Source organism: Rhizobium sp. BK456, assembly GCF_014194045.1.
Taxonomy (GTDB): Bacteria; Pseudomonadota; Alphaproteobacteria; order Rhizobiales; family Rhizobiaceae; genus Rhizobium; species Rhizobium redzepovicii.
Map to the genome: position 1 here is coordinate 370,293 of NZ_JACIAO010000004.1, position 25,705 is coordinate 395,997.

A 25,705-nucleotide genomic window follows, 5' to 3' on the forward strand; every position below is an offset into this window, starting at 1 on the left:
TGGACCTGATGATGTCCCTGCTCAGGACCGGCGCTTGAACGTATGCTCCGCGGCCGGAAACTTTCGCGACCGGACTTCGTCGGCATAGGCGGAGACGGCCGCTGCGATCCTCTTGCCGAGTTCGTCGTAGCGTTTGACGAAACGCGGCGTGAAATCGTTGAACAGCCCCAGAATATCGTCGGATACCAGAACCTGGCCGTCGCAGGCGGAGGATGCGCCGATGCCAATGGTCGGTATGTGGATGGCTGACGTGACCTCCCGGGCGAGCGGTTCTACAGTGCCTTCGACGACGACGGCAAAGGCACCCGAGCCGCCAATGGCATGCGCGTCGCGCCGGATCTTCGAAGTCTCGTGTTCGGAATGGCCGACGGAGCGATAGCCTCCCGCGGTTTGGACCTGCTGCGGCATCAGGCCGATATGCCCCATGACCGGGATGCCCCGCTTCGTCAGAAAGGCAATGGTCTCGGCCATCTCTTCGCCGCCTTCCAGCTTGACGGCATCGCAGCCGGTTTCCTGCAGGATGCGGACGGCATTGCGGAAGGCCACTTCCTTCGATTCCTGATAACTGCCGAACGGCATGTCGACGACGACGCAAGCCTTGTTAACGCCGCGCATCACGGCCTTGCCGTGGGCAATCATCATGTCGAGCGTGACGCCGAGGGTGGTCTCCATGCCGTAGAGCACCATGCCGAGCGAATCCCCGACCAGCAGCAGGTCGCAATGCTCATCGAGCAGGCGCGCCATCGGCGTCGTATAGGCGGTGAGGCAGACGATCGGCTTGCCGCCCTTCATGGCTGAGATGCGGGTCGGCGTCAGACGCTTTTGAGATCCGATGGCGCTCATTTCGTCACTCCCTTTCCCGGCTTGCCCTTCCCGCCGATAACCCCGGCAACCCGGTTGTTGCGGACCACTCGATTGTCAAGAAGCCGCGTCGAGCCGAACCGAACGAAAAGCGCCACGACGACAGGCTCTTCGATCGTGCTGACCGGCTCAAGCGTCGAGGCGTCTCTGACGGCGACGACTTCGGGTTTTGCCAGAGGCTCGCGACCGAGAAATTTCGTGAGCTTTGCTTCCAACTCCCTGGCATCCGTGAGGCCGTCGGCAATCAGGCGCTCGGCCTCGTCGAGGGTCTGCGGGACGATTGCCGCGGCACGACGCTCCTCAGGACTGAGATAGACATTGCGCGACGACAATGCGAGGCCGTCGGCATCCCTGACGGTCGGCACCGATATCACCCGCACCGGCACCGCCAGATCATCCACCATGCGCTTGATGATGACGACCTGCTGGTAATCCTTCTCCCCGAAATAGGCGGTTTGCGGCTGCACGATATTGAAGAGCTTGGAGACGACGGTGGCGACGCCGGCGAAATGCCCTGGCCTGACCGCGCCTTCGAGTTCCCGCCCTAGCTCGGGGACGTCGACCACGGTTTTCATCGGGCGCGCATACATGTCCGCGACGCCGGGAGCGAACAGGAAATTGACGCCGGCCTGCTTGAGCATGGCCGAATCGCGCTCCAGATCGCGTGGATATTTGCTGAGATCTTCGGCCGGACCGAACTGCAGCGGATTGACGAAGATCGAGACGACGACGAGATCGTTCTCGGCCCGTGCGCGCGATACGAGCTCCATATGACCGGCATGGAGATAGCCCATCGTCGGCACCAGACCGACGGTGCGTCCCTGGCGCTTCAGCGCATCGAGCGTGTGGCGCAGCTCGTCTATGCTCGAGAAAACCCGCATATATCCTCCCCGCGGCCGGTCACTCATCTTGGGCGCGGATAAGAAGTGTAATCGATGCTGGAGGTCAATGGATATTCCGCGATAAAAACGATTAGATGCAATGGCAGGCCGATAAGGCCGGCCTATATCCGCCCGGAAATGGCAGCTTGCAGCGGGGCTGGCAATATGCGAGCCGCAACGCTATTGCCCCCGTCCGTCAAGATACCATTACAGTCGGTCGCTATGGAGGATACATGGAACCTTGGAAGATCAGCCGCGGGCCGATTGCGGCAACCGAGCTCGACGTCGAGAAGGCAAACGCGATCAACACGCTGTTGATCCGGCCGGTCGGCGTGCTTCCGGCGAAGCCCGGAGATCCGATCCTCCCCTTTGCCGTCGGCCTCTTCAACGAATTGCGCCCGCTCCTGAAGGCCGACGCGGGCGTGACGACGCTGAGACGCGCGACCGCCGCCTATGTCCATTGCCGGCGCTACTATTTCGCCAGCGCCCAGCCTGATTCCATGCGCCATGGCGTGGACGGCGAGCCCGTCGAAGCGCTGTCTTCGGAAGACCGGCTGGTCGCGCAAAAACGCTTCCTCAGCCTCAAGCAGAATAACCGCAAGGCCGAGGCGCCGGAGCAGCCTGCACCGGTTCCCCCTCCCCTGTTGAGCAAGAACGAACAGATTCGCGCAGCCCTTCTCAATAGGAAAAGTTCGTCAGCCAGAGCGGGGTGAGGCTAAAACGCGTCGTCTTTCATCTGCAATGGAGGAATAGTAACCTGCTATTGTATTTCGCAGGGATAAATATCTGCGATACAACTTCAGCCAGCAAAACCTTCACGTCGGCCTCAAGTATATTTTGCTTTAGATACCATTAATGCAATTGCGCTAATTTTAGCATCAGTCAGAAACTTCTCCGGACTTGCTAGAACGATGCGTCTCCTGATTGCAGCTTCCCTCTTCGCATTGGCCCCAATCCAACCCGGCGCGGCTGCCGATCTTTCCGCCTATAAACGGCCGCTGACCGTGCCTTTCGAAGGGGTGACGGCCTATTCCCCTCAACTGGCGACGCTCGGCAAGATGCTGTTCTTCGATCCCAGGCTATCCGGCAATAAGAATATGACCTGCGCCAGCTGTCACAACCCGTCCTTCGGCTTCGAGACGCCTGTGAAGACGCCGATCGGCGCGGCTAATACCGCGCTCGGGCGCCAGGCGCCGACGGTTCTGAACGTTGCCTGGGTCTCGCCTTTCTTCTGGGACGGTCGCGCGCCGAACCTGGAGCAGCAGGCGGCGGGCCCGATCACCGCTGCCGCCGAAATGAATGGCAAGCTCGACGATGCCGTGAGTGAAATGCATGACATACCCGACTACAAGAAGTGGTTCGGCGAGGTCTTCCCGGACAAGGGCATCAGCAAGGAGACGCTGCTGACGGCCATCGCCACCTATGAGCGGACGGTGGTTTCCAACTGGTCGCCCTTCGACCGCTGGGTTGATGGCGACGAGAAGGCGGTCTCCGACAGCGCCAAGCGGGGCTTCGAGTTGTTCACCGGCACAGCCGGCTGTTCCGCCTGCCATTCCGGCTGGAATTTCACCGACAACAAGTTCCATGACATCGGCCTGCCGAGCGACGATATCGGCCGCTACAAGATCGATCCGAGCAGCCCCGGCAATAAATATGCCTTCAAGACGCCCGGCCTGCGCAATACGCTCTACCGTGGTCCCTATATGCATGACGGCAGCCTGAAGAGCATGGACGAGGTGATCACCCACTATGAAAGCGGCGGCGTCAGCCGTCCGTCACTCGATCCGGCGATGTCGCCCTTCCTGCTGACGGAAAAGGAGAGCAAGGATCTGGTCGCCTTTCTGGGAACTTTGACCGCGGAAAAGCAAGACATCCCCTTGCCGACGCTGCCGAACTGAGGTGCAGGCAATGAAACTCTCCATACGCATGCAGATTCTCGTGCCCATGGTGGCAACGATCGTCGTCGGCTTCGGCAGCGCATTCCTGATCGGCTACCAATCGGTCACCGGCCAGACCCGGGTCGCCGCGGTGGTGGAGGAGGCGGTGAACGCCAAGCTGGCCTCCGCCCATATCGAACAGCAGTTCAGGCAAGCGACATCGGTCGTCGACCGGGTTCTGTCGATGACCAATTTCGTCTCGGCGGCCGAGGTCAAGACGGAATTCGACGAAAGCAACGGCGCGCTGACGCAATCGCTCGACGAGCTCGGCGGTATCGATCTTGCAGCGTCCTTGACCGAGGGCGCGCGCTCGCTGCGCCAGGCGCATGATGTCTGGGAAAAAGACGTCAAGGTCAGCCTCGGCCTGCAGCCGGCGGATGAAGTGCCGACTACCGAAAAGCTGGCGCGCTCACAGCAGGCGATCCTGACCGGCATTGCCGCCGTCAACGCCATCGTCGACAAGATCGCCACCGAGAGTGTCGCCGAAGCGGGCAGTGCGCTCGAGACGAAAATCGAAATCGAACTGGCATTGGCGGGCCTCGCCGCCATTATCGGCCTCGGCATTCTGATTGCGATCGCCCGGCATGTGTCGCGCCCGATCCAGCGCATTACCCACTCCATGCAGGCGCTCGCGAGTGGCGAAACCGACAAGGCAATCCCCTATGCCGGGCGCCGTGACGAGATCGGCCTGATGGCCGGGTCGGTGGAAGTCTTCCGTCAGAATGCCATCGCCCGCACCCGGCTCGAAAGCGAGGCCGAGGAGAACCGGCGACTGGCTGAAGCAAACCGGCTGGTCGACCAGGAGCAGGCCGAACGGAGCGCGGCCGAGCGGCTGACGGTCGCCACATCGGGGCTGGCAGCCGGGCTGAAGCGGCTCGCGGCGGGCGATCTCGCCTTCAAGCTTTCGGAGCGGTTCGCGCCGGAATTCGAACCGCTGAGACATGATTTTAACGCTTCCGTCGAGCAGCTCGGCGGGACGCTGCTCTCCGTCTCCGAAAGTGTGTCGATCATCAATTCCGGCACCCGCGAGATCAGCAACGGCTCCAACGAACTCTCCGGCCGCACCGAACGGCAGGCGGCCACGCTGGAACAGACCGCTGCGGCGCTGAACGCCGTCACAGCCAAGGTCACCGAAGCCTTCGAGATTGCCAAAGAGGCCCGAGGGGTCGCCGAAGACGCCAATCGCAGCGCCCTCGCATCGGGCAAAGTGGTGGCCCAGACGGTGGATGCCATGGGCCAGATCGAGGAATCGTCCAGGCAGATCAACAATATCATCGCCGTCATCGACCAGATCGCCTTCCAGACCAACCTGCTGGCGCTCAATGCCGGCGTCGAGGCTGCCCGCGCCGGCGAGGCCGGCAAGGGTTTTGCCGTCGTCGCCCAGGAGGTGCGCGAACTGGCACAGCGTTCGGCCCAAGCCGCCAAGGAGATCAAGGAACTGATCGGTCGGGCATCCGCCAAGGTCGCCGGCGGCGTCGAGCTGGTCAACCAGACCGGCGCAGCACTTGGCGACATCGGGCGCTTCATCGTCGATATCAACCAGCGCATGGAAGCGCTGGCGGGCTCGGCGCGCGAACAGGCCACCAGCCTGTCGGAAGTCAATTCCGCCATGCATCAACTCGACCAGGTGACCCAGCAGAACGCCGCGATGGTGGAGGAAACCACCGCCGCCAGCGTCACGCTCGCTGGCGAGGCGGAGCGCCTGCGCGACCTGGTCACCCAGTTCGAACTGGGCGGGACCGAGCCCGGCGCACGACCCTATCGCGACGCTGCCTGAACAAGATCTGTTCCTATCTCTGGCCCATGCGACGGCCCGTCTGAAAACCGCTCCTTTGCCCGCAACAGCGCCATCAACATCGGGCCGAGCGTGAACTCGCTCCGTTCGGCGCGCTGGGCGAGATCCCTGAGGTAGCCGCCGGCGGAGTTGATGTGCCCTCCCCTCTGGAGAATGCAGGCCATGACGGTGGCGGCGCTCTCCGGCCCCATCACCGAGGCTGCTTCCTCATAGGCCGAAGGGCTGACGCCCAGCATCGAGCGCACGACGGCCGCCGCCATCATCAGATCCCGCCAGCTGGCGATCGTGCCGCCCGGCCCGTAGTCGATGATATCAGGGCAGGCCTGGAGGACCATGCCAAGCGGGAAGGATTTCAATTTCCCGGCATGCGTCCGGACAATGGCCCGCCATCCCTCCCCATCCTCGCCGGCCATTCCCGGTTCGCGCCTTTCCAGCCCTGGCCTCGGTTCGCAACGCCGGTTCGCCTCCTGCCCGGTTTCCAAGCCCGGTTCAGATTCAGATGGGGATTCGGGATTCGAATTCTGTATGTGGTGCTCAATCTGGGATTCATTGGTGCTCGCTATCTGAATTTTATCTTGCAATTCCAATGTGTTGATAATGCCTAGGCGGATCGTCTCAAGCTCATCGAGGATTGGCCCGAAGTATTCGAGCTTTGCCGCTCTCGGAATGCGCTGCAACAGCGCCTGGAACGTCGAAGCGATGCGCTCCCAGTCGCCGGGAACCGCTTCCTCAATGGCCGCGGAAATGAGCTTGGCGATGTCGCGACGGCAGATGGTCAGCCGCTCCTTCATCCTCCGCAGCATCTGCCGGTCGGCGGCAATGCGTGCGGCGATCGTTTCGATCTCGGTGGCGCGGGCAAGGAGCGGCGCCAGGCTGAAGCCGTAGGCCTCGCCGATGTCGCCTTCCCTGTTGCGCCTGATATAGCGCTTGCCGTTGGGGCTGTCTTTGCGGGAGATGAGGCCGGCCTCGACAAGCACGGCGAGGTGCCGGCGCAACGTGGCGGCGGCCATGCCGCGTGCTCTCAGCGAAAGCTGCATGTTCGAGGGAAAGACCACGAGCCCGCGTTCGCTGGAGAGTTCGTCCTGCGGATAAAAACTCAGCAGCGCATCGAGCACTGTCAGCGCCCGGTCGGTTACGTCGAGCCCTGCCCGGGCTTCGCAGACAGATCGGAACAGTTTCCATTTGTTGCGCGTCGTCCCGGCCGCGATCGCTTCGCCGCGCCGCTGTTTCAGCAGCATGGCAAGCGACATCGGCCGCCGCCCGAAGGGCGTCGTTACAGATTCACTCTCCATTTCCTTCACCTCGCATCAGGCAAAAGAAATCCGCTCACCGAAACGATGCGAGGATAAGAGCGCTGGAGCGTCTTTTACGCGTCTGAAAAGACACGCGCAGCGCTGCAGGACTCTTGACTGGGATTCGTGAAAATGCGATTCTCTGTCTTGCTTAAGGATAGGAGAAGGGCTTCCACGACTCAGGTCGTTTGGGGGCCTTTTTCTTTTGCGGTTTAGTCTCCTTGTTTGCTCTCCTCGGCGAGGAATTGCTCATAGAGCGCATCCAGCCTGCTGGAGAGAAATTCCCCGAAGCGGCCGGCATTCCTCGCTTTCATCGAGAGCGAGAACGCCTTGCCGTCATTCTTCATTTCCGCCTGGACCGCCTTGTCTCGCGGCTGCCATTTCACCTTCCTTGCCGCTGCCGTCTTCTTCACCGGTCGCGCGCTTTTGTTGAGCGCCGCATAGAGCGTTTCGAAACGTTTGTCGGAAGGCAACTGGTGAAAGCTGTCGTCCTGCAGGACCTGCGCGACGCTTGCTGCATTGGCCGATTTGCCGGCGAGCAGCGACAACTCCACCCAGCGTTCGCGGCCGATGCCAGGTGCGGGGCCGATCGCCTGGACGACCTCCGGCGAGATGCGATCCATCACCGATATCATTTTCGAGATCGACGCCGCATTGGCGGCAAGGGCTGTCGAAATGACCTCCCTGTCGTATCCCAGTTCTTCCAGCCGCCCGGCGAAGAGCGCCCGTTCGATGAAGGTAAGATCGGCGCGGGCCGAATTCTCCTGCCCCTGGGCGATGACATGGGTGCGGTCGTCGATCGCTTTGACAACGGCCCTGACATTACGGCCGAGCTCGCGGGCGGCACGCAGCCGCCGGTGGCCGAAGACCACTTGATAGTGTCCGTCGATCTTGGCGTGGGGGCGCACCAGAATGGGCGTGTCCTGCCCGCGCGCACGGATCGCTTCGACCAGCGCGCGGAATTCCTCGTCATCCTCGGACAGGCGATCCTTGACGAAGGAGACCTCGACGACATCGGGGTCGAGATCGACGACCGCCTCGCCCTCCAGGAATTTTTCCGCCTGCTTGGCGAGTTCGTCCAGCGAGCGGACGAGCGACCGGCCCGCCCCGCGCATCGGATAGTTCGGCGCGCCTGCATTCTCGTCAGCCATGTCGGCCAGCCCCTCCAGCAGATTCTTTCGTGCCATCACGTCCTCCGATTGCGGTCAATCAATTGATTCGGTTCAAGGAAACCGTGAATTTGTCAGCCGACAAATTCACCGCCCCCATGCCCGATGAATAAGCTCGGCGATCTCGACGTTGACGGCATCCATCGCCTCCAGCGCCCGGTCGTAGGTTCCCCGGTTCATCGACGACCGTTCGACCTCATACAGCGTCTGCTTGGTAATCCCGGCATCCGAGATCGCCGTCGACTTGACCATTTGCTGCTTCAGCATGAATTCGTGGAACATCGTCGACATGAAGCCGACCATCTGTGCCTGCGGCGCATCGGTCGGCTCGTAGCGGGTGATGAGATAGCGGTACCAGGAGAGGTTCACTTCGGCTCCGGCCGCTCGGATCGGCTTCAGGATGCCGCCGAGCATCAGCAGGAACTGGCCCATCGACATGACGTCGAGCATCTGCGGATGGATGGTGATCAAAACGCTGGTCGCCGCCGTAAGCGCCGTCAGCGTGAGGTAGCCGAGCTGCGGCGGGCAATCGAGAACGACGACATCATAGCGGTCATCGACCTCGGCGAGCGCCCGCGAAATGCGGGTGAAGAAGGTCTTGCCGTCATTGCTCGACTTATCGGCCATCGCCAGCGGCGTGTCGTATTCGTATTCCTGCAGGTCGAGATTGGCCGGCACGATATCGAGGCCGGGAAAGTTCGTCTTATGGATGATGTCAGAGAGCGGCTTCTTCTCGCCGTCGTAGCGGATCGCTTCATAAAGGGACGAGGCCTGGTCGAACTCCGGCTGGAAACCGTGCAGCGAGGACAGCGATGCCTGCGGATCGAGATCGACGGCAAGCACGCGGTGGCCGGTCAGCGCCAGATGCTGGGCAAGATGGGCCGCCGTCGTCGTCTTGCCCGAGCCGCCCTTGAAATTGACGACCGCGATGACCTGCAGCTTCTCGTGGCCGCGGCGCTGGGGGACATACATGCGGCTCTCGGACCGGCCGTGGGCATCGAGATAGCGCCTCAGCTCAAGCATCTGCTCGGCGCTATACGAGCGCCGACCGGAAGGCGAGGTCTGCGGGCAGGGCCCTTTGCCTTCGAGATGCAGCTTCTTCAGCGTGCTTTGCGAGGCACCGACATAATTGGCGACCTCCGCCAGGGAGAAGTTGCGCAGCGTCTTCTTCGCATTCGGCGGAAAGCGCTGCACACTGAGCAGATGCAGCTTCTTTGAAATCACGTCGCCCTGTTCGAGGATCTGATCCTCGAAATGCAACGGCGCCTTGTTCAAGGCGGTCAAATTAGCGTTCATCGGCAGCAATCTTTCGGATAACGATTTTCGGGATCAAAGGCCCTTCTAACCGTTATTATCCGCGATTCTCCGATGCCGGCCAAGAATTTTAAGGTTAACGCATATTAACCTTTTCAGCGGTGGTTCAAGCACTTGGCGGATGCTGCTCGGATGTCGGAGCAGGAAGAAATTTCACGGCCGGGGCGCGGAAAACGCGCTCCCGGCCGCCGCCCGGCCGAAGGGGAGGGGGCAATCGGCCGGCTCAGTTCAGCGGGGTTTCACCAGAGGTGATCCGCTGTTCGTCCGCCCCGAACAGGTGGATGGTATCGTGGATGGGCGCGATCCTCAGCACGTCGCCGGGGGCGGCCCTGATCCGTTCCCGAAAGACGCAGGTGAGCGTCTGTGTGCCCAACCGAACGATAACAAGCGTTTCCGAACCCGTCGGCTCCACCACGACAGTCGTTACCTCGATGCCGTCGGGGTCGAGCCTGATATGCTCGGGCCGGATGCCATAGGTCACGGCATCGCTCGGGCGGCGCTCGCTCGGCAGCAGCAGGCCGTCGGCGGTTTTGAAGCCGCCTTCTCCCATGCTGCCCTGGATGAAATTCATCGCCGGCGAGCCGATGAAACCGGCGACGAAAAGATTGTTCGGCCGATCGTAGAGTTCCAGCGGCGAGCCCGACTGCTCGATCAGCCCGTCCTTCATGACGACGATCTTGTCGGCCATGGTCATGGCTTCGATCTGGTCGTGGGTGACGTAGATGGTGGTCGTCTGCAGCCGCTGATGCAGTTCCTTGATCTCCGAGCGCATCTGCACCCGAAGTTTGGCGTCGAGGTTCGACAGCGGCTCGTCGAACAGGAAGACCGCCGGGTCGCGTACGATCGCCCGGCCCATGGCGACGCGCTGCCTCTGGCCGCCGGACAATTGCTTTGGATATCTTTCGAGAAGATTTTCGAGGCCGAGTATCTTGGCGGCATTACCGACCCGCTGGTCGATCTCCGTCCTCGGCATGCGTTTCAGCCGCAGGGAAAAGCCCATATTCTTGGCGACCGTCATATGCGGATAGAGCGCGTAGTTCTGGAACACCATGGCGATGTCGCGATCCTTGGGCGCAAGCTCGTTGACGATATGCTTGCCGATCTGGATCTTGCCCGAGGTGATGCCTTCGAGGCCGGCAATCATCCGCAAAAGGGTGGATTTTCCGCAGCCGGATGGGCCGACCAGAACGACGAACTCGCCGTCGCCGATGTCGACCGATACGCCTTTGATGGCTTTGAACGCGCCGTAATCCTTGCGTGCATTGTTGACCGAAACATGGGCCATGACAGTCCTCCCGAATTCGCCGTCAAAGTCCGCTCAGGACCGTTTTGAGATAAGTGAGGCCGAGACGCTCGCCCTCCTTGCGCGCAGCAAGATCCTTGCCGGGCCAGCCATAGGCGGCGTCCTCGTGCTCGATCGACAGCGTGCCGTCAAAGCCATGCCCGCGCGTCTGGCTGAGGAAACGCGGCCAGTCGAGAAGGCCTTGACCCGGCAGCTTGTATTGCCACCAGCCCTTGCCGTGATAGCCGACAGCTTGCAGCACCTCATGATCGATCGCCGTATCCTTGGCGTGCAGGATGGCGATGCGGTCTTTCACCGCCTCCATCGCCTGATAGGGATCGACGCCGATCCGGATGAGGTGTGAGGGATCGAATTCCAGGCCGAAGCGGCGATCTTCGATCCTGCGGAAAAGCTCCTGCCATCCTCTCGGCGTTGTACCGATGAAATGGTCCTTCGGTCCCGGCCAATTCTCGATCGCGAAGGTGAGGCCGGAGGACTGCGTCTTTCCGATCAACTCGTTTGCGAAATCGGCGAAGTCGTCATAATTGGCCTCCTCGCTGGCGCTGTCGTCGCGGCCGGGGAAGATCACGAAGATCGGGACGCCGGCATCGCCGATCGCCTCGGCAAAATCGGCGGTCCTTGCCCGAAGCTCCCGGCGTTTTTCGCGGTCGGCATCGAGCTGATTGCCGAAATAGGTGATCGAAGAGACGAAGAGATTGCGGCTGCGGGCAAGCGTGACGGCTGCCTCCACCCGATCCGGCGTTTTGATATGGCCGCCGACATCGATTTCGATCGCGTCGAACCCCGCCGATGCGGCGAAATCCAACACTTCTTCAAGCGGGCGATCATTGAATGTCGAAGTGTAAAAGCCGATCTTCATCAAAATCCTCCCATCTTCACCAAATTCCCGGCGCCTTGCCGGCCGTTTCAACTGTTCAGGCGATCCATGTTTTTCAGCGGCGAACGCGCGCGTTGAGCCACATCCGCCGATGCGAGCATCAGGGCCGCCGCCATCGGCATGGCTGCCGCCCCCATTGCGGAGGCATCCTCGCCGAGCGAGGCGCGATGGAGCGAGGGCAGGCTCGTGTCCTCGGCGTCGAGATGTTCGTGCACATAGCGCAGCAACTCGTCGACGATGCGGATCGGCAGCCGGCCGCCGACGAGGACGGCGTCGGGATCGACGATCAAGCCGATATGCTTGACCGCGACGGCCAGATGCGCGCTCATTTCCTTCAGCCACTGCGAAACCAGGCGCCTGCCATGCGCATCGAGCGTCAGCAGATCGTGCGGAACACTCACCTCGACGTCGTGGCGGGCAAGAAAATCATAAAGTGAAAACAGCGAGAATATTTCGCCGAGAAGCTGGACCTTGTGGGCTTTCTCGTCCCGGCCGTCGGCAATGGGAAGCCAGCCGATTTCGCCGCTGAGGCCCATGGCGCCGCGGTGACCGTTGCCGTCGAGCACGAGGCCGCCGCCCGGGCAGGCATTGATGGCGATGTAGAAGAAGCTGCTGCTCTCGGCGCCGAGGCCGTAATCGAGCTCGGCAAGGGCTGCGGCATTGGCTTCGTTTTCGATGAAGACAGGATGCTGCGTCAGATTTTCGAGTGCTGCACGCACATCGAACGCCGTCCACTCCTGATAGGCCTCGGGCTTACCGAGCAGCGAAATCTCCCCGAGCCAATCCGGCATCGCCAGGCCGATGCCGGCGAGCCGCGCATCGTCGATCAGCCGGCTGCGTTGGAAATGCGAAATCGCATCTGATGTCAGCTGCAGGAATTCCGCCGGCAGGATGAAACGCTTCTCATGATGCACGCGGGCGCGGACATTGCCGACGGCATCGACCGCCAAGATCGTCAGATGGTCGCGGTCGATGTTGATGCCGATCGCAAAACAGGCATCCGGATTGATCTCGAGTTCGATCGCCGGCTGACCCCGCAGCCCATGCCGGCGGCGGGCTTCCATGATCAGACCCTCGTCCAACAGCCGGTCGACGATGCGGGCGATCGCCGGTTTGGTGAACCCGGTGCGCCTCGCGATTTCGGCGCGTGAAATCGGCGCCTGGCGGTGAATGCAGCGCAGGACGACCGCCCTGTTGTGCTCACCGGCATCCTCGACATTGGCGCCGGTCAGATCGGGGGACGGCCTGGCGCCGAGTATCTGGTTCATAGAGTCGAATCCTTCATCAATCATCGAGACTGAACCGATGCTCATCCCTTCACCGCGCCGCTGGTCATCGCGCCGAGGATCAGCCTCTGGAGCGACAGGAAGGCCACGATCGCCGGAACGACCGAGATCAGGCAGGCGGCGGCAAGCAGCTGGATGGACGAGTCGGTCTGCATGCCGCGGAAGTTAAAGATTCCGACGCCGATCGGCATCAGGTCATTTTTGGTGAGCAGCAGGAAAGGCACCAGGAATTGCGACCAGCCGGCAATTACCGTGATGATGAAGACCGAGGCGATACCCGGCGCCGACAAGGGCAGGATGATGCGCCAGAACACCGAAAACCGGTTGCAGCCGTCGATCATGGCGGCTTCGTCGAGGCTGCGCGGAATGCCGTCGACCGTGCTCTTCAACAGCCAGGTCGCCAGCGGAACGCCGAGCGCGATATAGACCATGACGACGGCAAAATGGGTGTCCAGCATGCCGAGCCGGTTCATGTAGCGGTAGAGCGGCACCATGATGACAAGCGGCGAGATCATCTGGAAGAGCAGCAGTCCCATCATCGACAGGCCCTTGCCGCGGAACTGAAAGCGGGAAAAGGCGTAAGCGGCGGGCAGCGCCACGATCAGCACGCCGATCCCGCTCAAGGCCGCAAGCTTGAGGCCGTTCCAGAGATAGATTGGAAAATAGCTGTTGTTCAGCACGGTGATGAAATTGTCGATGGTTGGGTTCTGAGGAATATAGCGCGCCGCGCCGCGATAGATCTCGCGCTTGTCACGCATCGCCATCGACAGGAGATAGGTGAGGGGGCCGGCGAAGAAGACGAACATCACCAGCATGAAGAGATAGCTCAAGGCATCGCCGAGCCGCGTTCCCGTCCGCCCGCTCATTGCTCTTCCTCCTTCGGCAGGAACGAGGCATAGACGAAGGCAAGGCCGAGGCTGATGATCAGCATGAGCACGGAGAGCACGCTGCCGCCGGAGAGATCGTAGTTTCTGAAAACGATGTTGAAGACGTAGAGCGAGATCACTTCGGTCGCGCGGCCAGGGCCGCCGCCCGTCAATGTGATGATCGCGTCGAAGGTATTCACCGTCTGGATGGTGATCAGGATCATGTTGACGAGGATGGCGGCGCGCAGCTGCGGCAGGGTGACGAAGAAGAACTGCTGCGAGGCCGTTGCGCCATCGACTTCGGCGGCTTCATAGAGCGAGGGATCGATCGCCTTCAGCGCCGCATACATCACCACCATCGAAAAGGCCGTGCCGCGCCAGATGTTGGAAATCAGCGTCGACCAGGGCGCCATGGCGGGATCGGAAAGCCAGGCGACGGTTGGCATATGCATCAATCTCAGAATGCTGTTCAGCGCGCCGTAAGGCGCTTCGGAAAATAGCATCTGCCAGATGATGCCGCCGGCAATGCCCGGCACGACCCAGGCGATGAGCGCCGTCGTTCTGAGGATGGTGGTGCCGAACAGGCCGCGCTTTTCGCCGCGGATGACGGTGACGGCGACCGCAAGGCCGAGGATCTGCTGGCCGATGACACTGCCGCCGACGAAGATCAGCGTCGCCCATAAAATGTCGGGCAGCTGCGGCGAACTCAGCGCATTGACGATCGAGCCCAGCGTGTAGTCCTGAGTGTCGCCGATCAGCGTCGCATTGGTGAAGGAAAGCCGGAAAACGTCGATGACGGGGTAGAGGTAGAATATGCCGATGACGACGATCACCGGCATGATCCAGGGCAGGGGCGCCCCGGCGAAACGGCGCATGAACGTTCTGCTTTGAGGCGGGCTGTCGACCTCGATGGCAATAGGGCTCATTGGCTTCCCTGTCCGGGTTTGGCAATGTCGACGGGGCCTGCGGACAGGCGCCGTCGTTGTCTGAAGCGTTGAAGAGTGCTGCTGCCCCTCACCCTAACCCTCTCCCCGCTTGCGGGGAGAGGGGACGCGCCGGACGAGGCGCTTGTGAGGGACGGAGAGGTTGCGGCTTGTCCCCTTATCCCCATCACAACGGGGAGAAGGTGGCGGCAGCCGGATGAGGGGCTGGCCACGGACGCCACCGCATCACAGCCGCTTGTAGGCCTCCATCGCCGCGCTGAATGCGGCATCCAGGGCTTCCTCCGGCTTTTTGGTGCCCGAGAGCACGTCACCCATCATGATCTGGATCTGGTTTGATATTTCCGGATAGATCGGCACGCCGGGGCGCGCCTGTCCGTCGACCAGAGCCTTGGCGAAGGTCTTGTTGGCTTCGGTCGAGAAGACTTCATACTTGTCGAACAGCGATTTGCGGGTCGGCAGCTGCTGCTGCAGTGCGTTTGCCGGCCCCATATAGACCTCGCGTGCGAGGTTGGCGCACATCTCGACCTTGTCCTTGTCCTTGCTGAACGAGGCGATCGTCCAGCCGCCGGTGCCTGTCGAGCGCTGATCGGCCGTCGGGCCGGGGATCGGCGAGAAGGTCCAGTTTTTGAACTCGGCTTCGTCGAGCGTGGACTTCAGCTGGGCATATTGCCAATTGCCGCCGATGAAGAGGGCTGTGGTCGCCGCCGCCGCAGCAGCATTCATGTCGTCGTAGTTGGCGATCGTGCTGACGCGCTTGGGGGCCGCGCCGGAATCGACGAGATCCTTGAAATAGTTCAGCGCCTTCAGGAATTTCTCCTTGTTCTCGCCTTCGCCGAAGACCGGCTTGCCGGTATCGTCGACGAGTTTGCCGCCGAGCGCCCAATAGTTCGCCAGCCAGTCGAAGGTCGTGCCTTCCCAGCGCCCGCCGTTGAACAGGACACCTTCCATACCCTCCTTGGTGGAGGCGAGGGCGGCTGTCTTCAGATCGTCCCAGGTCGCAGGCGCCTCGGCGACGATCGATTTGTTGCGATAGAGCACGCGCAAATCCGTATCCCACCACCATGCCCGCACCGTCTGGTCTTTGTCGGTGATGCCGCTGCGGATGAAGGGGAAGAGGTCGTCCACTTCTTCCTTCGAGAAGTAAGGCGTGAAGTCAGCCAGCACATGATTGACCATGAACTGCGAGAGGACGAAGGAGTCGACGGCGGCGCAATCGGGCGCATTGCCGGCCTTGGCCTGCTCCAGCATCTTGGCCTGTTCGGTGCCGATGTCTGAGGACATGAACTGCATCTGCAGTTTCCAATCGGGATGCTTCTTGATGAAGTCGACGAAGAGCTTCTGGTAGCCTTCGGCGATGGCGGGATCGGAATTGTTCGGGCTGTCGTTGGTCAGGCGGACGACGAGGGATTTTGGCGCATCGGCAAGGCCGATCCGGTCCTTGGTTGCAAGTTCCTGGGCAAATGAAACGGATGCTGAAAATAATATTGTGCTCAGCGCAAATGCGCTGACGGTGGCGCTCTTCATGATGGGTCTCCTCCCCATTTTGAACGAATACAGCCTGGCGGTCAGTTGACCTCTCCTCATTTCCGTGCTGCATTAATTAGATTAAGTTACTTTGATTTGATGTCAAGCCACAGCTTGGGGGGCCAGAGCCGGGAGGTTGAGATGCTGGCGACAATCAACAGCAGCTAGCGCAGAATTCCGGAAAATCGAGATCGATTTTTCGAAAAGGATCTGCGCCATCGCCGTGACGGAGCGCCCTTTCGGACGCGTGGCGCAGCCACCGCAATTTTCCTGAAGAAGCATGAGGCGATCGCGGACGGCCGCGATGGCAAGTGCGGTTTTTGCCCGGCTGCGCGGTAGCCGGAAGCGAACTCATGGAGGACAAGATGCGTTTACTCATTCTCGGCACCGGCGGCATGGCCAACCAGCATGCAGCGAGATTCAAGGCGATCGAAGGCGTCAGCGTCGTGGGCGGCGTCGATGTCGTTCCGGAAAGGCTTGCCGCCTTCTGCAGCGAACATGGCATCGCCAACCATTTCACCTCGCTGGAAGAGGCCCTTGCCTGGGGCGAATTCGACGCGGTTGCCAATGTCACGCCCGACAGCATCCACCACCCGACGACGCTTCAGGCGATCGCTGCCGGCAAACACGTCTTCTGTGAAAAGCCGCTCGCCACCGATGCGGTCAAGGCGATGGAGATGACCGAGGCGATCGAACGCTCGGGCAAGGTCGGCATGGTCAATTTCACCTATCGCAATTCGCCCGCCCTGCAGAAAGGCCGGCAGATGGTGCTCGCCGGTGAAATTGGTGCGGTGCGCCATGTCGAGGCGTCGCACCTGCAGAGCTGGCTGGTCGGCCGCCACTGGGGCGACTGGAAGAGCGAAAGCAAATGGCTGTGGCGGCTGAGCAAAAAACATGGATCGAACGGCGCGCTCGGCGACATCGGCATCCACATTGTCGATTTCGCCTCCTATGGTTCCGGGCTCGACGTCGCCCATGTCTTTGCGCGGCTGAAGACCTTCGACAAGGCACCTGATCATAAGATTGGCGAATATGACCTCGATGCCAATGACAGCTTCACGATGAACGTCGATTTCACCAATGGCGCGATCGGCACCATCCAGGCGACGCGCACGGCCGCTGGCCAGATGGATCAGCTGCGCCTCAGGGTCTATGGCGAAACCGGCTCGATCGAGATGATCTACGACACTGGACAATCGACGCTGCGCGCCTGTCTTGGCGAAGACGTGCACACCGCGACCTGGCGTGACGTGTCTTTCGATCCCGTCGAAACCAACTACCAGCGTTTCGTCCAGGCCGTACGGGCCGGCAAGACGCAGGAACCGTCCTTCCGCCGCGCCGCCAATATCCAAAAGGTCCTGGACAAGGCGCTGGCTTCCGATCTCAGCCATGCCGATGAAGCGCTGACCTGAGCATCAGGCCGAAGCCGGCGGCAGCAGCAACGTGTTGAGGAAGGGCAAGAGGGCGGCACCGAGTGCCACGCCGCCGCCGCTGAAGCTCGCCGGTTTCATCGGCGAAATCCAGGGCGTCAGCAGCGGTCTCGTCGAGGTGTCGCGTCGCTCGATGGAAAGCTGATGGATCAGTGCTTCGATCATGCCTTGCGGCAGATCGCCGCCGATCATGACGACGCTCGGGGCAAGAAAGCCGGCCATGGCGATGATCGGATCGAGCAGGTGGCCGGCGGCTTCGCGTATCCATTGTGACAGCAAGGGGCAGGAGAACTCCTCGCCCTTGAGCAGGCGGGCGAAGTCCTCGTCGCCGATGCGTGAGCGCAGGGAATGGAACCCGACGACGGTGTTGAGCTGGACATTGTCTGGCCCGGTCAGCATTTCGCCGATGCTGCCCGCCCGGCCATGCACGCCGGAATAGGGAACGCCGCGAACGAGAAAACCGGCCTGCACGTCGTCGTCGATGATGATCATCGCCAGACAGCCCTCCGGCATGGCGCTGCCGATGGTGCGCTCGGCAAGCAGGCTTGCCGTGCATTCGTTCTCGACATAGGGCCTCGCGACCGTCGACATCGCGGCGATCGCGTCGCTTTCCTCCTCCGTCCAGTCTTTGGCGGCGATGCCGAGGCCGATGACCGGCAAGGCCGCGTGGCGATCGACCATATCCCTGGCGACGGCATGCACCGCGCCGACCCTGTGCGCAGGATCCACGTCGAAATAGACCCGGTCGTGCACCTGGCCGCTGAGATCGATGAGGACGATTTCGCCGCGCGTCTGGCGAAGCTTGACCCCGACCGAGAAGGCGCCCTCCGGCCGCAGCGCGAATTCCGTTGCAGTTGCGCCGCCGCCAAGCCCGTTGCGGCGGTTTGATGTGACCAGTTTTTCTTCCGCCAGCCGCCGCAGAATATTGGTAATGCCGGGGCCGGTCAGCCCGCTATGTCGGCCAAGCTCGGTGCGCGTCAGCGGCCCATGCCGGCGGATCGCTTCCAGGATGACGCGAATATTCCGGTCGGCGATTTCGCCCGACCTCAAACCCACCGCTTTGGCGCGCGGAACGCCCATCTCCTGGGTGTGAAGCCGACGCGGCCCTGACCGAAGATACCGCATGACCGCCTTTCCTAGAGCAACATCTCGGTGTGTATCACGCTTGCTGCGGTTCGTAACGGTTTTCCAACAGCCGGGTCACCAACTAATTCCGTCGCTTCAGGGGATTGGGTCGGTGACGGGCGGCGGTGTCTAGGGCGCGCTGCCGGGCGACATGCATTAGGCAGGCCTGCTCATTGTGTGTTGACAGTCACACTGACTGCAGCCAGTGGAAGCTACCTCAAAATTTCCGACCGGTGTCCCATGCTGCCTTTGCACGCCCTTGGCGAACGCATCGTCGTCCTTGGCCCTTCTAATACGGGCAAGTCAACCTTGGCGGTCGCCCTTTCGAACAAGCTCGGTTTCCAAAGCGTGCATCTCGACCAGCTGCATCATTTGCCCAATACCGATTGGCAGACACGCCCGGAAGCAGAATTTGCCAAACTTCACGACGCGGCAATTCTTGAAGAGCGGTGGATTATGGAAGGTAATTACTCGCGGCTGATGCCGCAGCGTTTGAAACGTGCGACAGGCGCTATTCTGATCACCTCAAATCATTGGCTGCGGTTTGCCCGTTATCTCAAGCGCACGCTGATCAACCGTTCCGATCGTGCCGGACATCTCGAAGGCGCAAGAGACAGCATCAAATGGGAGATGGTTCGCTGGATTCTGCTGAAGACGCGACATAACGACGTCAAATATGCGAAAGCGCTTCTGGATTCCGGCTTGCCAACCATAGAATGCCGCACGGCGGATGCGCTCAACGCACTCTACCGCGTTTGGGATTTGCCTATCCGCCGCTAGGCAACTTCAACCCGGAAGCACGACAATGTGCCAAGGCGATTCCAAGCGGAAGAGCATTGCCCCTCGAGCCGCCGTTGCATCTAATAGCTGCAAGGGCGATCGTTGCCGAAGCCGTCGCGGCAGGCGGGTCTCAGTCCGTAGTCGACGCTACTATATCCAACCGAGCCGGTTTGCACCGAGTCGGTCGAACTCGTCGTGCAGGACGACGACACGGCAACCGCGGCGACGGCTGCCATTGCAGCCAGCAATTTGCGAATTTGGAGCATCCCCCAACCTCCCATCGCTGGCCTGTGGGGCCAGCATTTTTGATGTGATTGCCAGTCAGATAGGTCGATACCGTGTTCGGTAAACTGCTGCCGCCGATCAAGATTGCGTTATTCCTTGGACGTCTTGCGGCCGGTCGGATGCTGAAATAGCGGGTTCGCTTCACAATGACCGCGTCCACACTTGACGGCAAATCAAAGTTACTTAATCTAAGGTCCAGCAGGACCCGCTGGGAGGAGGGCCGGCAATTTGCGATCTTTGTCGCATAATCTTCACCTCCCCAAAGCCATGATTCCGGATCGTTCGCCGCTGATTTCTGACAGGATAAACCATGCCTCTAACCATTGCCCAACGCCTCGACCGCCTGAAAGTCCGTATCGCCGAGCTGGCGCATTGGCGGGATCGGCAGAGTAGCCCGATCGACGGCTGGACATTCGAGGGTGAGCCGATCGGCCATCAGCAGGATTGGCCGCATCGCCAGGGTGTCGTGCATTTTGCCGTAAGCGCCGAGGCGCCGGAAAGCTGGCCGCTCGAAGATATCCGTCTGCAGCTCGATCTCGGCGGCGAGAGTCTGATCACGCTGAGCTATCCTGATGGCGAGGCGGAAACGTTCGGTCTCGACCCCTATCATCAGGAATTCCCGGTGAAAGGCCGCCGTTTCTCGATTGCGACGGAAAGCGTCGCGCGCTTTCCGTTCGGCGAGCCGAACCGGGCGCCGCGGCTGAACAAGGCCCGGTTCATCTGGCTCGACGGCCCGGCTCATCGCCTGCATCTTCTGTTGAAGCAGGTTTCCGAGGCGATCGATGTGCTCGGCGAGCATGAAGTCGTGCCGCATCTGATGGATGCCGCCGAACAGGCCCTGCGCAGCCTCGACTGGCCGTCGGATACGTCGGCTTATATCTCCCGCACCGCCGATGCCGTGATGCAGCAGAAGATCTGGGAGCTGCCGGAGCTTGCGGTAAATCCGGCAGGTCTGAGCGATGAGCAGAGCGCCTCGGCAGCCTCTGCCTTCGAAGCGCTGACGGCGCGGTTGAAGGACCTGCAGAAGCGCTTTCCGCCAAATGGCGAGCTGCTGCTGACCGGTCATGCGCATATCGATCTCGCCTGGCTCTGGCCCTATCGCGAGACGCGGCGGAAGATGCGGCGCACCTTCAACACGGCACTGTCGCTGATGGAGCGTTCGGCCGATTTCCGATTCAACCAGTCGACCGCCCACTACTATGCGCAGATGGAAGAGGAAGACCCGGAGCTTCTCGAACGCATCAAGGAGAAGGTCGCGGAAGGTAAATGGGAAACAGTCGGCGGCATGTGGGTCGAGCCTGATACCAATATGCCCACCGGCGAAAGCCTTGTCCGCCAGGTGCTCTACGGCCAGCGCTATTTCGAAAAGACCTTCGGCACGCGCCATACGGTGTGCTGGCTGCCGGATTGCTTCGGTTTCTCCGGCGCGCTGCCGCAGATCCTGAGACAGGGCGGCATCGACAGCTTCTTCACCATCAAGGTCAATTGGAGCGAGACCAACCATATCCCTTCCGATCTCTTCTGGTGGAAGGGCCTCGACGGCAGCCAGGTGCTGACTCACACTTTCGACAATCCGATGCAGGGATATAACGGCTTCGTGCAGGCCGATTGCTATCTGCCGACGTGGAAGAATTTCCGCGGCAAGGCGCAACACGATACCTCGCTTCTGGCTGTCGGCTATGGCGATGGCGGCGGCGGCGTGACGCCTGAAATGGTGGAGCGCGAAGTGCAATTGCGTGGTTTCCCGGCCATCCCGCAGGCGCGTTGGGGCACCGTCAAAAGCTTCTATGAAAAGGCGCATCGCACCGCGGGCGAAAAGAACCTTCCGGTCTGGGACGGCGAAATCTATCTCGAACTGCACCGCGCGACGCTGACGAGCCAAAGCGGCGTCAAACGCAAACACCGCCAGGCAGAACGGGCGCTGATCACCGCCGAAACGCTCGCTTCACTTGCCCATATGCTGGGGGGCGAAAAGCCGAAAAGTCTCGAAGCGGATTGGCGCGTGGTGCTGAAGAACGAATTCCACGACATCCTGCCGGGATCGAGCATCCGCGAGGTTTATCAGGATGCGGAGCAGGAACTGGGTGGCGTCATCGACCACGCCAAGTCCGAGCAGGCAAAGGCCTTGCAGGCGCTGTCGGCCCATCTGCCGAAGGGCGGGCTCGGCAATGCGCTCGTCGTCGTCAATCCGTCGCTTGCGCCACGGCCGGTGAGCGCCACGCTTGCCGACGGCACGGTCATCTCGGCCGGCGATATCGTCGCTCCTCTATCCGTCGCGGTCTTCGATCGGCAGGTGCTTCGGCCGGTCGGCCGGCTGACGGCCAGCCCGGATCGCCTCGAAAACGACTATCTCGCTGTGACCATCGGCAAGGACGGGGCGGTTGCGAGCCTCATCCACAAGGCGAGCGGCCGCGAAGCGGTCGATGGTTCGGCCAACCAGCTCTGGGTCTATCCGGCCGACAAGCCGCGCAATTGGGACGCCTGGGATATCGACGCCGATTATGCCGAAAAGGCCATCCGTCTCGAGGCGCCGGAAAGCATTTCGCTTGTCGAAAGCGGCCCGCACCGCGCGGCAATCCGCGTCGTTCATCGCTACCGGAATTCCAGCGTCACCCAGACCTATGTGCTCAGTGCCAATGCGAAGCGGCTCGATATCGAAACGACGATCGACTGGCATGACCGCCGCACCCTGCTGCGCACCCTGAACCCGGTCGATGTCCGGTCGCGGAAGGCAACGTTCGAATGCGCCTTCGGCGTCGTCGAGCGGGCGACGCACACCAACACCTCCTGGCAACAGGCAATGTTCGAGGCAGTCGCCCATCGCTTCGTCGATATCAGCGAGCCGGGTTTCGGTGTCGCCCTGCTTAACAATGCCAAATACGGCCATAGCGCACGCGGCAATGTGATCGGCATGAGCCTGGTGCGCGGGCCGATCTATCCGGATCCGCTGGCCGATGAAGGCGAGCAGAGCTTCACCTATGCGCTGATGCCGCACGAGGGCGCCTGGCATGACGGTGGTGTGCTCGACGAGGCGATCGATCTCAACCAGCCGCTTGTCGCAGTTGAAGCCAGCGGCCTCTCCGCCGGCACTTTTGCGCCGCTAGCGGTCACCGGAATCCCCGTCGCGTTCTCAGGCCTGAAGCCGGCAGAAGAGGGCGACGGTCTCATCCTGCGCCTCTACGAACCGGCCGGCCGGCGCGGCACGCTCGCCCTCGACCCGCCTTCAGGATGGACGGCATCGCAGCCGCTGAACATTCTCGAAGAGCCGATGGAGCGGAAGGGAGCTGCCGACATCATGCCGTTCGAAATCCGGACCTGGAAGCTGCAAAATGGCTGACGCCTGACCGCCATGCGTGCCGGGAATTAAATGGCCGATGGCAAACGCACCATGATTTGAAGAACTGGCGGGCGCTCCTGAAAGCAGCTGCTATCCCCTAGAATTGGATGAGACGCCAGCCGCATCCGGCGGTCGAAAAGCGTCGGGTCGGGCGGCAAAGTTCGCAACTACAAAATCCACGAAAGCGCGGACTTTTGGTGAAAGCTGACGATTGGACGGCCAGACGAGCGAGAGCGAACCGTACGGCACCATGAAGGAAGTCAGGACGGGGACCAAACTTCCGGCCCGCATATGGGACTCTGCGACGTAGACGGGCAGATGCGCAAGGCCCAAGCCGTCCCGTGCTGCCCGCAGACCTGCATCCGTGTTGTTGAACGTAAGGGTCCTTGGGAAAATTACCCGATCGTATGGTGAGCGGAATGCCCACGGCGCAAGCCGGCCGCTGGATGGGTATTTGAAGTGAATGCAGGCATGTTGGGAGAGGTCATCCGGCGTCTGCGGTCGTCCATGGCGCTTGAAATAATCGGGACTTCCGCAAACGACGAAATGCTGGTCGCCGAGATGGCGGGCAATCAATCGTGCATCGGCAAGCTCACCGCTGCGCACGACGACATCCAGGCCCTCTGCGACCAGGTCGATGACCTTGTCTTCGAAATCGATGTCCAGTTCGATCTCCGGAAACTGCTCGGCAAAAAAGGGCAGGATCGGCATGAGAAGGTGATGCCCGACGATATGCGGCACGCTGACGCGCAGGCGCCCCCTTGGACGTTCCCGGCTTCGTGAGATCGTGGCCTCCGCGTCATGCATGTCGTCGATGATGCGTTTGTAGCGCTCGTAGAGCAGGGTTCCTTGCTCGGTCAGGCTGATGCTGCGCGTCGTGCGGTTGAAGAGCCGCACGCCCAATCGGCTTTCGAGCCGCGCGACCGCTTTCCCAATCGCGGAGGGTGAAACGCCGGCGACGCGCGCGGCTCCGACATAGCTCTGCTGTTCGGCAGCATAGACAAGGGCGAAAACGCTCGCGAGGCTTTCCATTTGGCACCCATTAGAGAGATTTTGTCCTTTATGTACGCCCGTGAGCTGCCATTGATCAATATTGCGCAGGAAATATCCTTTGTCGCCAAGCGGTATCAGCCCCGCACCAGAGGAGTGGAAGCATGCAGGACTATGCAAAAGAATTGCCTGAGCACGTCAGCAAATACATTGGAGAGAACGAGCTGTTTCTGGAGATATTTCGGGGGAACAACAGTTCGTCGCAGCGCGCACGACCGCCTTTGCTTTTCGTTCACGGCGCCTTCACCGGCAGCTGGATGTGGAGCAAGCACCTTCCTCACTTCATATCGGCCGGATGGAATTCTTACTGCATCAATTTGCGCGGCCACTACAAAAGCAGATCGGTCGATTTGACCAAGGTCGAATTTGAGGACTACCTGGACGACATCCGCCAGGCGATCTCCGAAATCGCTGAGGAATGCGCAGCTCCACCTGTTGTGATCGGCTTCAGCATGGGAGGGATACTGAGCCAGAAACTGGCGGAAAGCGTCGGGATTGCCGGGCTGGTGCTGATCGATTCCAGCATTTGCAGGCAAGTGCATGACGAGGTGCCCTATCGTCATCTTGCACCCAGAATGCCGGGTCTGGGTGCCGGCGCCGGCGCGCGACGAGCAAAGCAGCGCCGATGAAACGCTCGACGATATCACGTTCCAGCGGAAGTACCTGTCGATGGAATCGGCGAAGGCATTCGCCGCATTTTCCTTTCATTTCGGGGCGGAGGGGATTTCCGTCGATGGCGGGAAAATCACCTGTCCCAGCCTGGTCATCTCAGCCGTCAAGGATGAAGAGGATGATCGCCGAGGCCGGGCGACGGCGCGGCATATTGGCGGCGAGTATCTGGGGCTTCAGGGGACGACACATACGGGTCTGCTGGTCGGGCAAAGATACTATGAGGCCGTAAGCTGGATGATGGTTTGGCTGGCGCGCTTTGCAGATAGCTCCAGTCAGCCTTCCAAGCTGAGGCTTGTCAGCAGCCGGCCGACATAGGCTTCCAAGCCGCCGACCATGTCGAAGCGGTCGGGATCGCGCAGCCAGAGCATCTGCAGGCCGTCCATCACCGCGATCAGTTCGGCGGCCATTGCCCTGCTGTCGATCCTGGCGTCAATCGCGCCGTCGGCAATCGCCCGTTCGAAGGTCGCGGCGATGTCGTTGTGCATCTGGGTGGCGCGCGCGAGAAACCATGCCTTGGCGGGGTGGTCCTTCATAAGGCTCTCGGCATTCAGGATGGCGAAGGCCCTGACGACCTCGATCATGTCGGCGTTGCGGCGGAAGATGGCGACCATGCCCTTGAGCAGGCCGCTGAGATCGGAGCGATAATGCTCGATGAAATCAGCACTTTCGAGATCGCGTTGTGCGAGGATTGCCAGCAGCAGATCGACCTTTGTGGGAAAGTGGTGCAGCAAGCCGGGCAGCGACAGGCCGACATCCCGGGCGATATCGCCGGTCGCGGCATTCTGATAGCCGTCCTCGGCAAAGCGCCGCATCGCCGCCGTCAGGATTTCCGCGCGGCGTGTCTCTCCCTTGCGGGATCGGCGCCGTCGTTTTTCCTCTCCGGTCTGCTGTTCCGACAATTCTGCCATCGTCTCTTGTCTGCCTCTTGGAGCGGCGATCAGCCGGTCCTCGGCCGATTTCTCCCATGCTCTCCATCC

Annotated in this window: 21 protein-coding genes and 1 pseudogene; 7 read left to right on the forward strand and 15 right to left on the reverse strand. The window is 61.2% G+C overall.

The window, feature by feature from the left end; all coding sequences use genetic code 11:
• Nucleotides 1-21 precede the first annotated feature (21 nt).
• On the reverse strand, nucleotides 22-843 hold the full coding sequence (panB, locus tag FHX03_RS14535; protein ID WP_097624260.1) for a 3-methyl-2-oxobutanoate hydroxymethyltransferase: 822 nt from the start codon (nucleotides 841-843) through the stop codon (nucleotides 22-24).
• Entirely contained in the window at nucleotides 840-1,742 is a 903-nt protein-coding gene (gene panC / locus FHX03_RS14540) for a pantoate--beta-alanine ligase (RefSeq protein WP_183854218.1), read from the reverse strand. Before panC ends, panB begins: the two co-directional genes overlap by 4 nt.
• Before the next feature lie 233 nt (nucleotides 1,743-1,975).
• On the opposite strand from panC, the gene FHX03_RS14545 reads away from it, so the two are divergent.
• The 3 genes from FHX03_RS14545 (at nucleotide 1,976) to FHX03_RS14555 (ending at nucleotide 5,456) form a co-directional block, all read left to right on the forward strand.
• Nucleotides 1,976-2,455 carry a ProQ/FINO family protein gene (locus FHX03_RS14545; protein ID WP_183781590.1) on the forward strand — a complete coding sequence of 160 codons (480 nt, stop codon included), beginning with the start codon at nucleotides 1,976-1,978 and terminating at the stop codon, nucleotides 2,453-2,455.
• Nucleotides 2,456-2,653: 198 nt separating this feature from the next.
• Nucleotides 2,654-3,640, forward strand: coding sequence for a cytochrome-c peroxidase (locus FHX03_RS14550; RefSeq protein ID WP_183854220.1), 987 nt, complete (start codon nucleotides 2,654-2,656; stop codon nucleotides 3,638-3,640).
• Between the two features lie 10 nt (nucleotides 3,641-3,650).
• Complete coding sequence (locus FHX03_RS14555; RefSeq protein WP_183854222.1) at nucleotides 3,651-5,456, forward strand: methyl-accepting chemotaxis protein; 1,806 nt, start codon at nucleotides 3,651-3,653, stop codon at nucleotides 5,454-5,456.
• On the opposite strand, the gene repC is transcribed toward FHX03_RS14555, so the two are convergent.
• The 9 genes from repC to FHX03_RS14600 all read right to left on the reverse strand — a co-directional run bounded on the left by repC (nucleotide 5,438) and on the right by FHX03_RS14600 (nucleotide 16,049).
• Nucleotides 5,438-6,766 (reverse strand): plasmid replication protein RepC, encoded by a 1,329-nt coding sequence (repC, locus tag FHX03_RS14560; protein ID WP_183781584.1) that lies wholly within the window; start codon nucleotides 6,764-6,766, stop codon nucleotides 5,438-5,440. The genes FHX03_RS14555 and repC overlap by 19 nt on opposite strands.
• 212 nt (nucleotides 6,767-6,978) lie before the next feature.
• The gene (repB, locus tag FHX03_RS14565; protein ID WP_183854224.1) at nucleotides 6,979-7,953 is read right to left on the reverse strand and encodes a plasmid partitioning protein RepB; all 975 of its coding nucleotides are present in this window, start codon (nucleotides 7,951-7,953) and stop codon (nucleotides 6,979-6,981) included.
• Between the two features lie 69 nt (nucleotides 7,954-8,022).
• Nucleotides 8,023-9,231 carry a plasmid partitioning protein RepA gene (gene repA / locus FHX03_RS14570; RefSeq protein ID WP_183854225.1) on the reverse strand — a complete coding sequence of 403 codons (1,209 nt, stop codon included), beginning with the start codon at nucleotides 9,229-9,231 and terminating at the stop codon, nucleotides 8,023-8,025.
• 241 nt (nucleotides 9,232-9,472) lie between these two features.
• Entirely contained in the window at nucleotides 9,473-10,534 is a 1,062-nt protein-coding gene (locus FHX03_RS14575; RefSeq protein ID WP_131710596.1) for an ABC transporter ATP-binding protein, read from the reverse strand.
• A gap of 22 nt (nucleotides 10,535-10,556) precedes the next feature.
• Nucleotides 10,557-11,411: a sugar phosphate isomerase/epimerase family protein gene (locus tag FHX03_RS14580; protein WP_097624269.1), complete on the reverse strand. Its 855-nt coding sequence runs from the start codon at nucleotides 11,409-11,411 to the stop codon at nucleotides 10,557-10,559.
• Between the two features lie 47 nt (nucleotides 11,412-11,458).
• Nucleotides 11,459-12,697 (reverse strand): ROK family transcriptional regulator, encoded by a 1,239-nt coding sequence (locus FHX03_RS14585; protein ID WP_183854228.1) that lies wholly within the window; start codon nucleotides 12,695-12,697, stop codon nucleotides 11,459-11,461.
• 41 nt (nucleotides 12,698-12,738) lie between these two features.
• A complete protein-coding gene (locus FHX03_RS14590; RefSeq protein ID WP_054184376.1) occupies nucleotides 12,739-13,581 on the reverse strand; it encodes a carbohydrate ABC transporter permease in 843 nt (280 codons plus the stop codon).
• Nucleotides 13,578-14,507, reverse strand: coding sequence for a carbohydrate ABC transporter permease (locus FHX03_RS14595; protein WP_012555709.1), 930 nt, complete (start codon nucleotides 14,505-14,507; stop codon nucleotides 13,578-13,580). Before FHX03_RS14595 ends, FHX03_RS14590 begins: the two co-directional genes overlap by 4 nt.
• Before the next feature lie 243 nt (nucleotides 14,508-14,750).
• The gene (locus FHX03_RS14600) at nucleotides 14,751-16,049 is read right to left on the reverse strand and encodes an ABC transporter substrate-binding protein (RefSeq protein ID WP_097624271.1); all 1,299 of its coding nucleotides are present in this window, start codon (nucleotides 16,047-16,049) and stop codon (nucleotides 14,751-14,753) included.
• Between the two features lie 365 nt (nucleotides 16,050-16,414).
• Here FHX03_RS14600 and FHX03_RS14605 point away from each other — a divergent pair, with 365 nt between their 5' ends.
• Nucleotides 16,415-17,461 carry a Gfo/Idh/MocA family protein gene (locus FHX03_RS14605; RefSeq protein ID WP_131710598.1) on the forward strand — a complete coding sequence of 349 codons (1,047 nt, stop codon included), beginning with the start codon at nucleotides 16,415-16,417 and terminating at the stop codon, nucleotides 17,459-17,461.
• Between the two features lie 3 nt (nucleotides 17,462-17,464).
• On the opposite strand, the gene FHX03_RS14610 is transcribed toward FHX03_RS14605, so the two are convergent.
• The gene (locus FHX03_RS14610) at nucleotides 17,465-18,604 is read right to left on the reverse strand and encodes an ROK family transcriptional regulator (protein ID WP_097624272.1); all 1,140 of its coding nucleotides are present in this window, start codon (nucleotides 18,602-18,604) and stop codon (nucleotides 17,465-17,467) included.
• A 240-nt stretch (nucleotides 18,605-18,844) separates the two neighbouring features.
• Here FHX03_RS14610 and FHX03_RS14615 point away from each other — a divergent pair, with 240 nt between their 5' ends.
• A complete protein-coding gene (locus FHX03_RS14615; protein ID WP_131710599.1) occupies nucleotides 18,845-19,384 on the forward strand; it encodes an AAA family ATPase in 540 nt (179 codons plus the stop codon).
• A gap of 80 nt (nucleotides 19,385-19,464) precedes the next feature.
• Here the strand turns inward: FHX03_RS14615 and FHX03_RS14620 are convergent, their stop codons facing one another.
• On the reverse strand, nucleotides 19,465-19,650 hold the full coding sequence (locus FHX03_RS14620) for a hypothetical protein (RefSeq protein ID WP_097624274.1): 186 nt from the start codon (nucleotides 19,648-19,650) through the stop codon (nucleotides 19,465-19,467).
• Between the two features lie 329 nt (nucleotides 19,651-19,979).
• Here FHX03_RS14620 and FHX03_RS14625 point away from each other — a divergent pair, with 329 nt between their 5' ends.
• Nucleotides 19,980-23,006 carry an alpha-mannosidase gene (locus FHX03_RS14625; protein WP_183854230.1) on the forward strand — a complete coding sequence of 1,009 codons (3,027 nt, stop codon included), beginning with the start codon at nucleotides 19,980-19,982 and terminating at the stop codon, nucleotides 23,004-23,006.
• 90 nt (nucleotides 23,007-23,096) lie between these two features.
• Here the strand turns inward: FHX03_RS14625 and FHX03_RS14630 are convergent, their stop codons facing one another.
• On the reverse strand, nucleotides 23,097-24,038 hold the full coding sequence (locus FHX03_RS14630; protein ID WP_183854409.1) for a LysR family transcriptional regulator: 942 nt from the start codon (nucleotides 24,036-24,038) through the stop codon (nucleotides 23,097-23,099).
• A gap of 122 nt (nucleotides 24,039-24,160) precedes the next feature.
• On the opposite strand from FHX03_RS14630, the pseudogene FHX03_RS14635 reads away from it, so the two are divergent.
• Nucleotides 24,161-25,043, forward strand: a pseudogene (locus FHX03_RS14635) (alpha/beta hydrolase).
• On the opposite strand, the gene FHX03_RS14640 reads toward FHX03_RS14635, so the two are convergent.
• Nucleotides 25,001-25,636 (reverse strand): TetR/AcrR family transcriptional regulator, encoded by a 636-nt coding sequence (locus FHX03_RS14640; protein ID WP_183854231.1) that lies wholly within the window; start codon nucleotides 25,634-25,636, stop codon nucleotides 25,001-25,003. The pseudogene FHX03_RS14635 and the gene FHX03_RS14640 overlap by 43 nt on opposite strands.
• Between the last annotated feature and the right edge of the window lie 69 nt (nucleotides 25,637-25,705).

Bases quoted from the DNA above. Each gene is read 5' to 3' on its own strand.
- repA (WP_183854225.1), bottom strand. From the start codon at position 9,231: ATGAACGCTAATTTGACCGCCTTGAACAAGGCGCCGTTGCATTTCGAG.
- FHX03_RS14610 (WP_097624272.1), bottom strand. From the start codon at position 18,604: ATGCGGTATCTTCGGTCAGGGCCGCGTCGGCTTCACACCCAGGAGATG.
- FHX03_RS14575 (WP_131710596.1), bottom strand. From the start codon at position 10,534: ATGGCCCATGTTTCGGTCAACAATGCACGCAAGGATTACGGCGCGTTC.
- FHX03_RS14640 (WP_183854231.1), bottom strand. From the start codon at position 25,636: ATGGCAGAATTGTCGGAACAGCAGACCGGAGAGGAAAAACGACGGCGC.
- FHX03_RS14545 (WP_183781590.1), top strand. From the start codon at position 1,976: ATGGAACCTTGGAAGATCAGCCGCGGGCCGATTGCGGCAACCGAGCTC.
- FHX03_RS14595 (WP_012555709.1), bottom strand. From the start codon at position 14,507: ATGAGCCCTATTGCCATCGAGGTCGACAGCCCGCCTCAAAGCAGAACG.
- panB (WP_097624260.1), bottom strand. From the start codon at position 843: ATGAGCGCCATCGGATCTCAAAAGCGTCTGACGCCGACCCGCATCTCA.
- repC (WP_183781584.1), bottom strand. From the start codon at position 6,766: ATGGAGAGTGAATCTGTAACGACGCCCTTCGGGCGGCGGCCGATGTCG.
- FHX03_RS14585 (WP_183854228.1), bottom strand. From the start codon at position 12,697: ATGAACCAGATACTCGGCGCCAGGCCGTCCCCCGATCTGACCGGCGCC.
- FHX03_RS14620 (WP_097624274.1), bottom strand. From the start codon at position 19,650: ATGCTCCAAATTCGCAAATTGCTGGCTGCAATGGCAGCCGTCGCCGCG.
- repB (WP_183854224.1), bottom strand. From the start codon at position 7,953: ATGGCACGAAAGAATCTGCTGGAGGGGCTGGCCGACATGGCTGACGAG.
- FHX03_RS14605 (WP_131710598.1), top strand. From the start codon at position 16,415: ATGCGTTTACTCATTCTCGGCACCGGCGGCATGGCCAACCAGCATGCA.
- FHX03_RS14555 (WP_183854222.1), top strand. From the start codon at position 3,651: ATGAAACTCTCCATACGCATGCAGATTCTCGTGCCCATGGTGGCAACG.
- FHX03_RS14600 (WP_097624271.1), bottom strand. From the start codon at position 16,049: ATGAAGAGCGCCACCGTCAGCGCATTTGCGCTGAGCACAATATTATTT.
- FHX03_RS14590 (WP_054184376.1), bottom strand. From the start codon at position 13,581: ATGAGCGGGCGGACGGGAACGCGGCTCGGCGATGCCTTGAGCTATCTC.
- FHX03_RS14550 (WP_183854220.1), top strand. From the start codon at position 2,654: ATGCGTCTCCTGATTGCAGCTTCCCTCTTCGCATTGGCCCCAATCCAA.
- panC (WP_183854218.1), bottom strand. From the start codon at position 1,742: ATGCGGGTTTTCTCGAGCATAGACGAGCTGCGCCACACGCTCGATGCG.
- FHX03_RS14630 (WP_183854409.1), bottom strand. From the start codon at position 24,038: ATGGAAAGCCTCGCGAGCGTTTTCGCCCTTGTCTATGCTGCCGAACAG.
- FHX03_RS14580 (WP_097624269.1), bottom strand. From the start codon at position 11,411: ATGAAGATCGGCTTTTACACTTCGACATTCAATGATCGCCCGCTTGAA.
- FHX03_RS14615 (WP_131710599.1), top strand. From the start codon at position 18,845: ATGCTGCCTTTGCACGCCCTTGGCGAACGCATCGTCGTCCTTGGCCCT.
- FHX03_RS14625 (WP_183854230.1), top strand. From the start codon at position 19,980: ATGCCTCTAACCATTGCCCAACGCCTCGACCGCCTGAAAGTCCGTATC.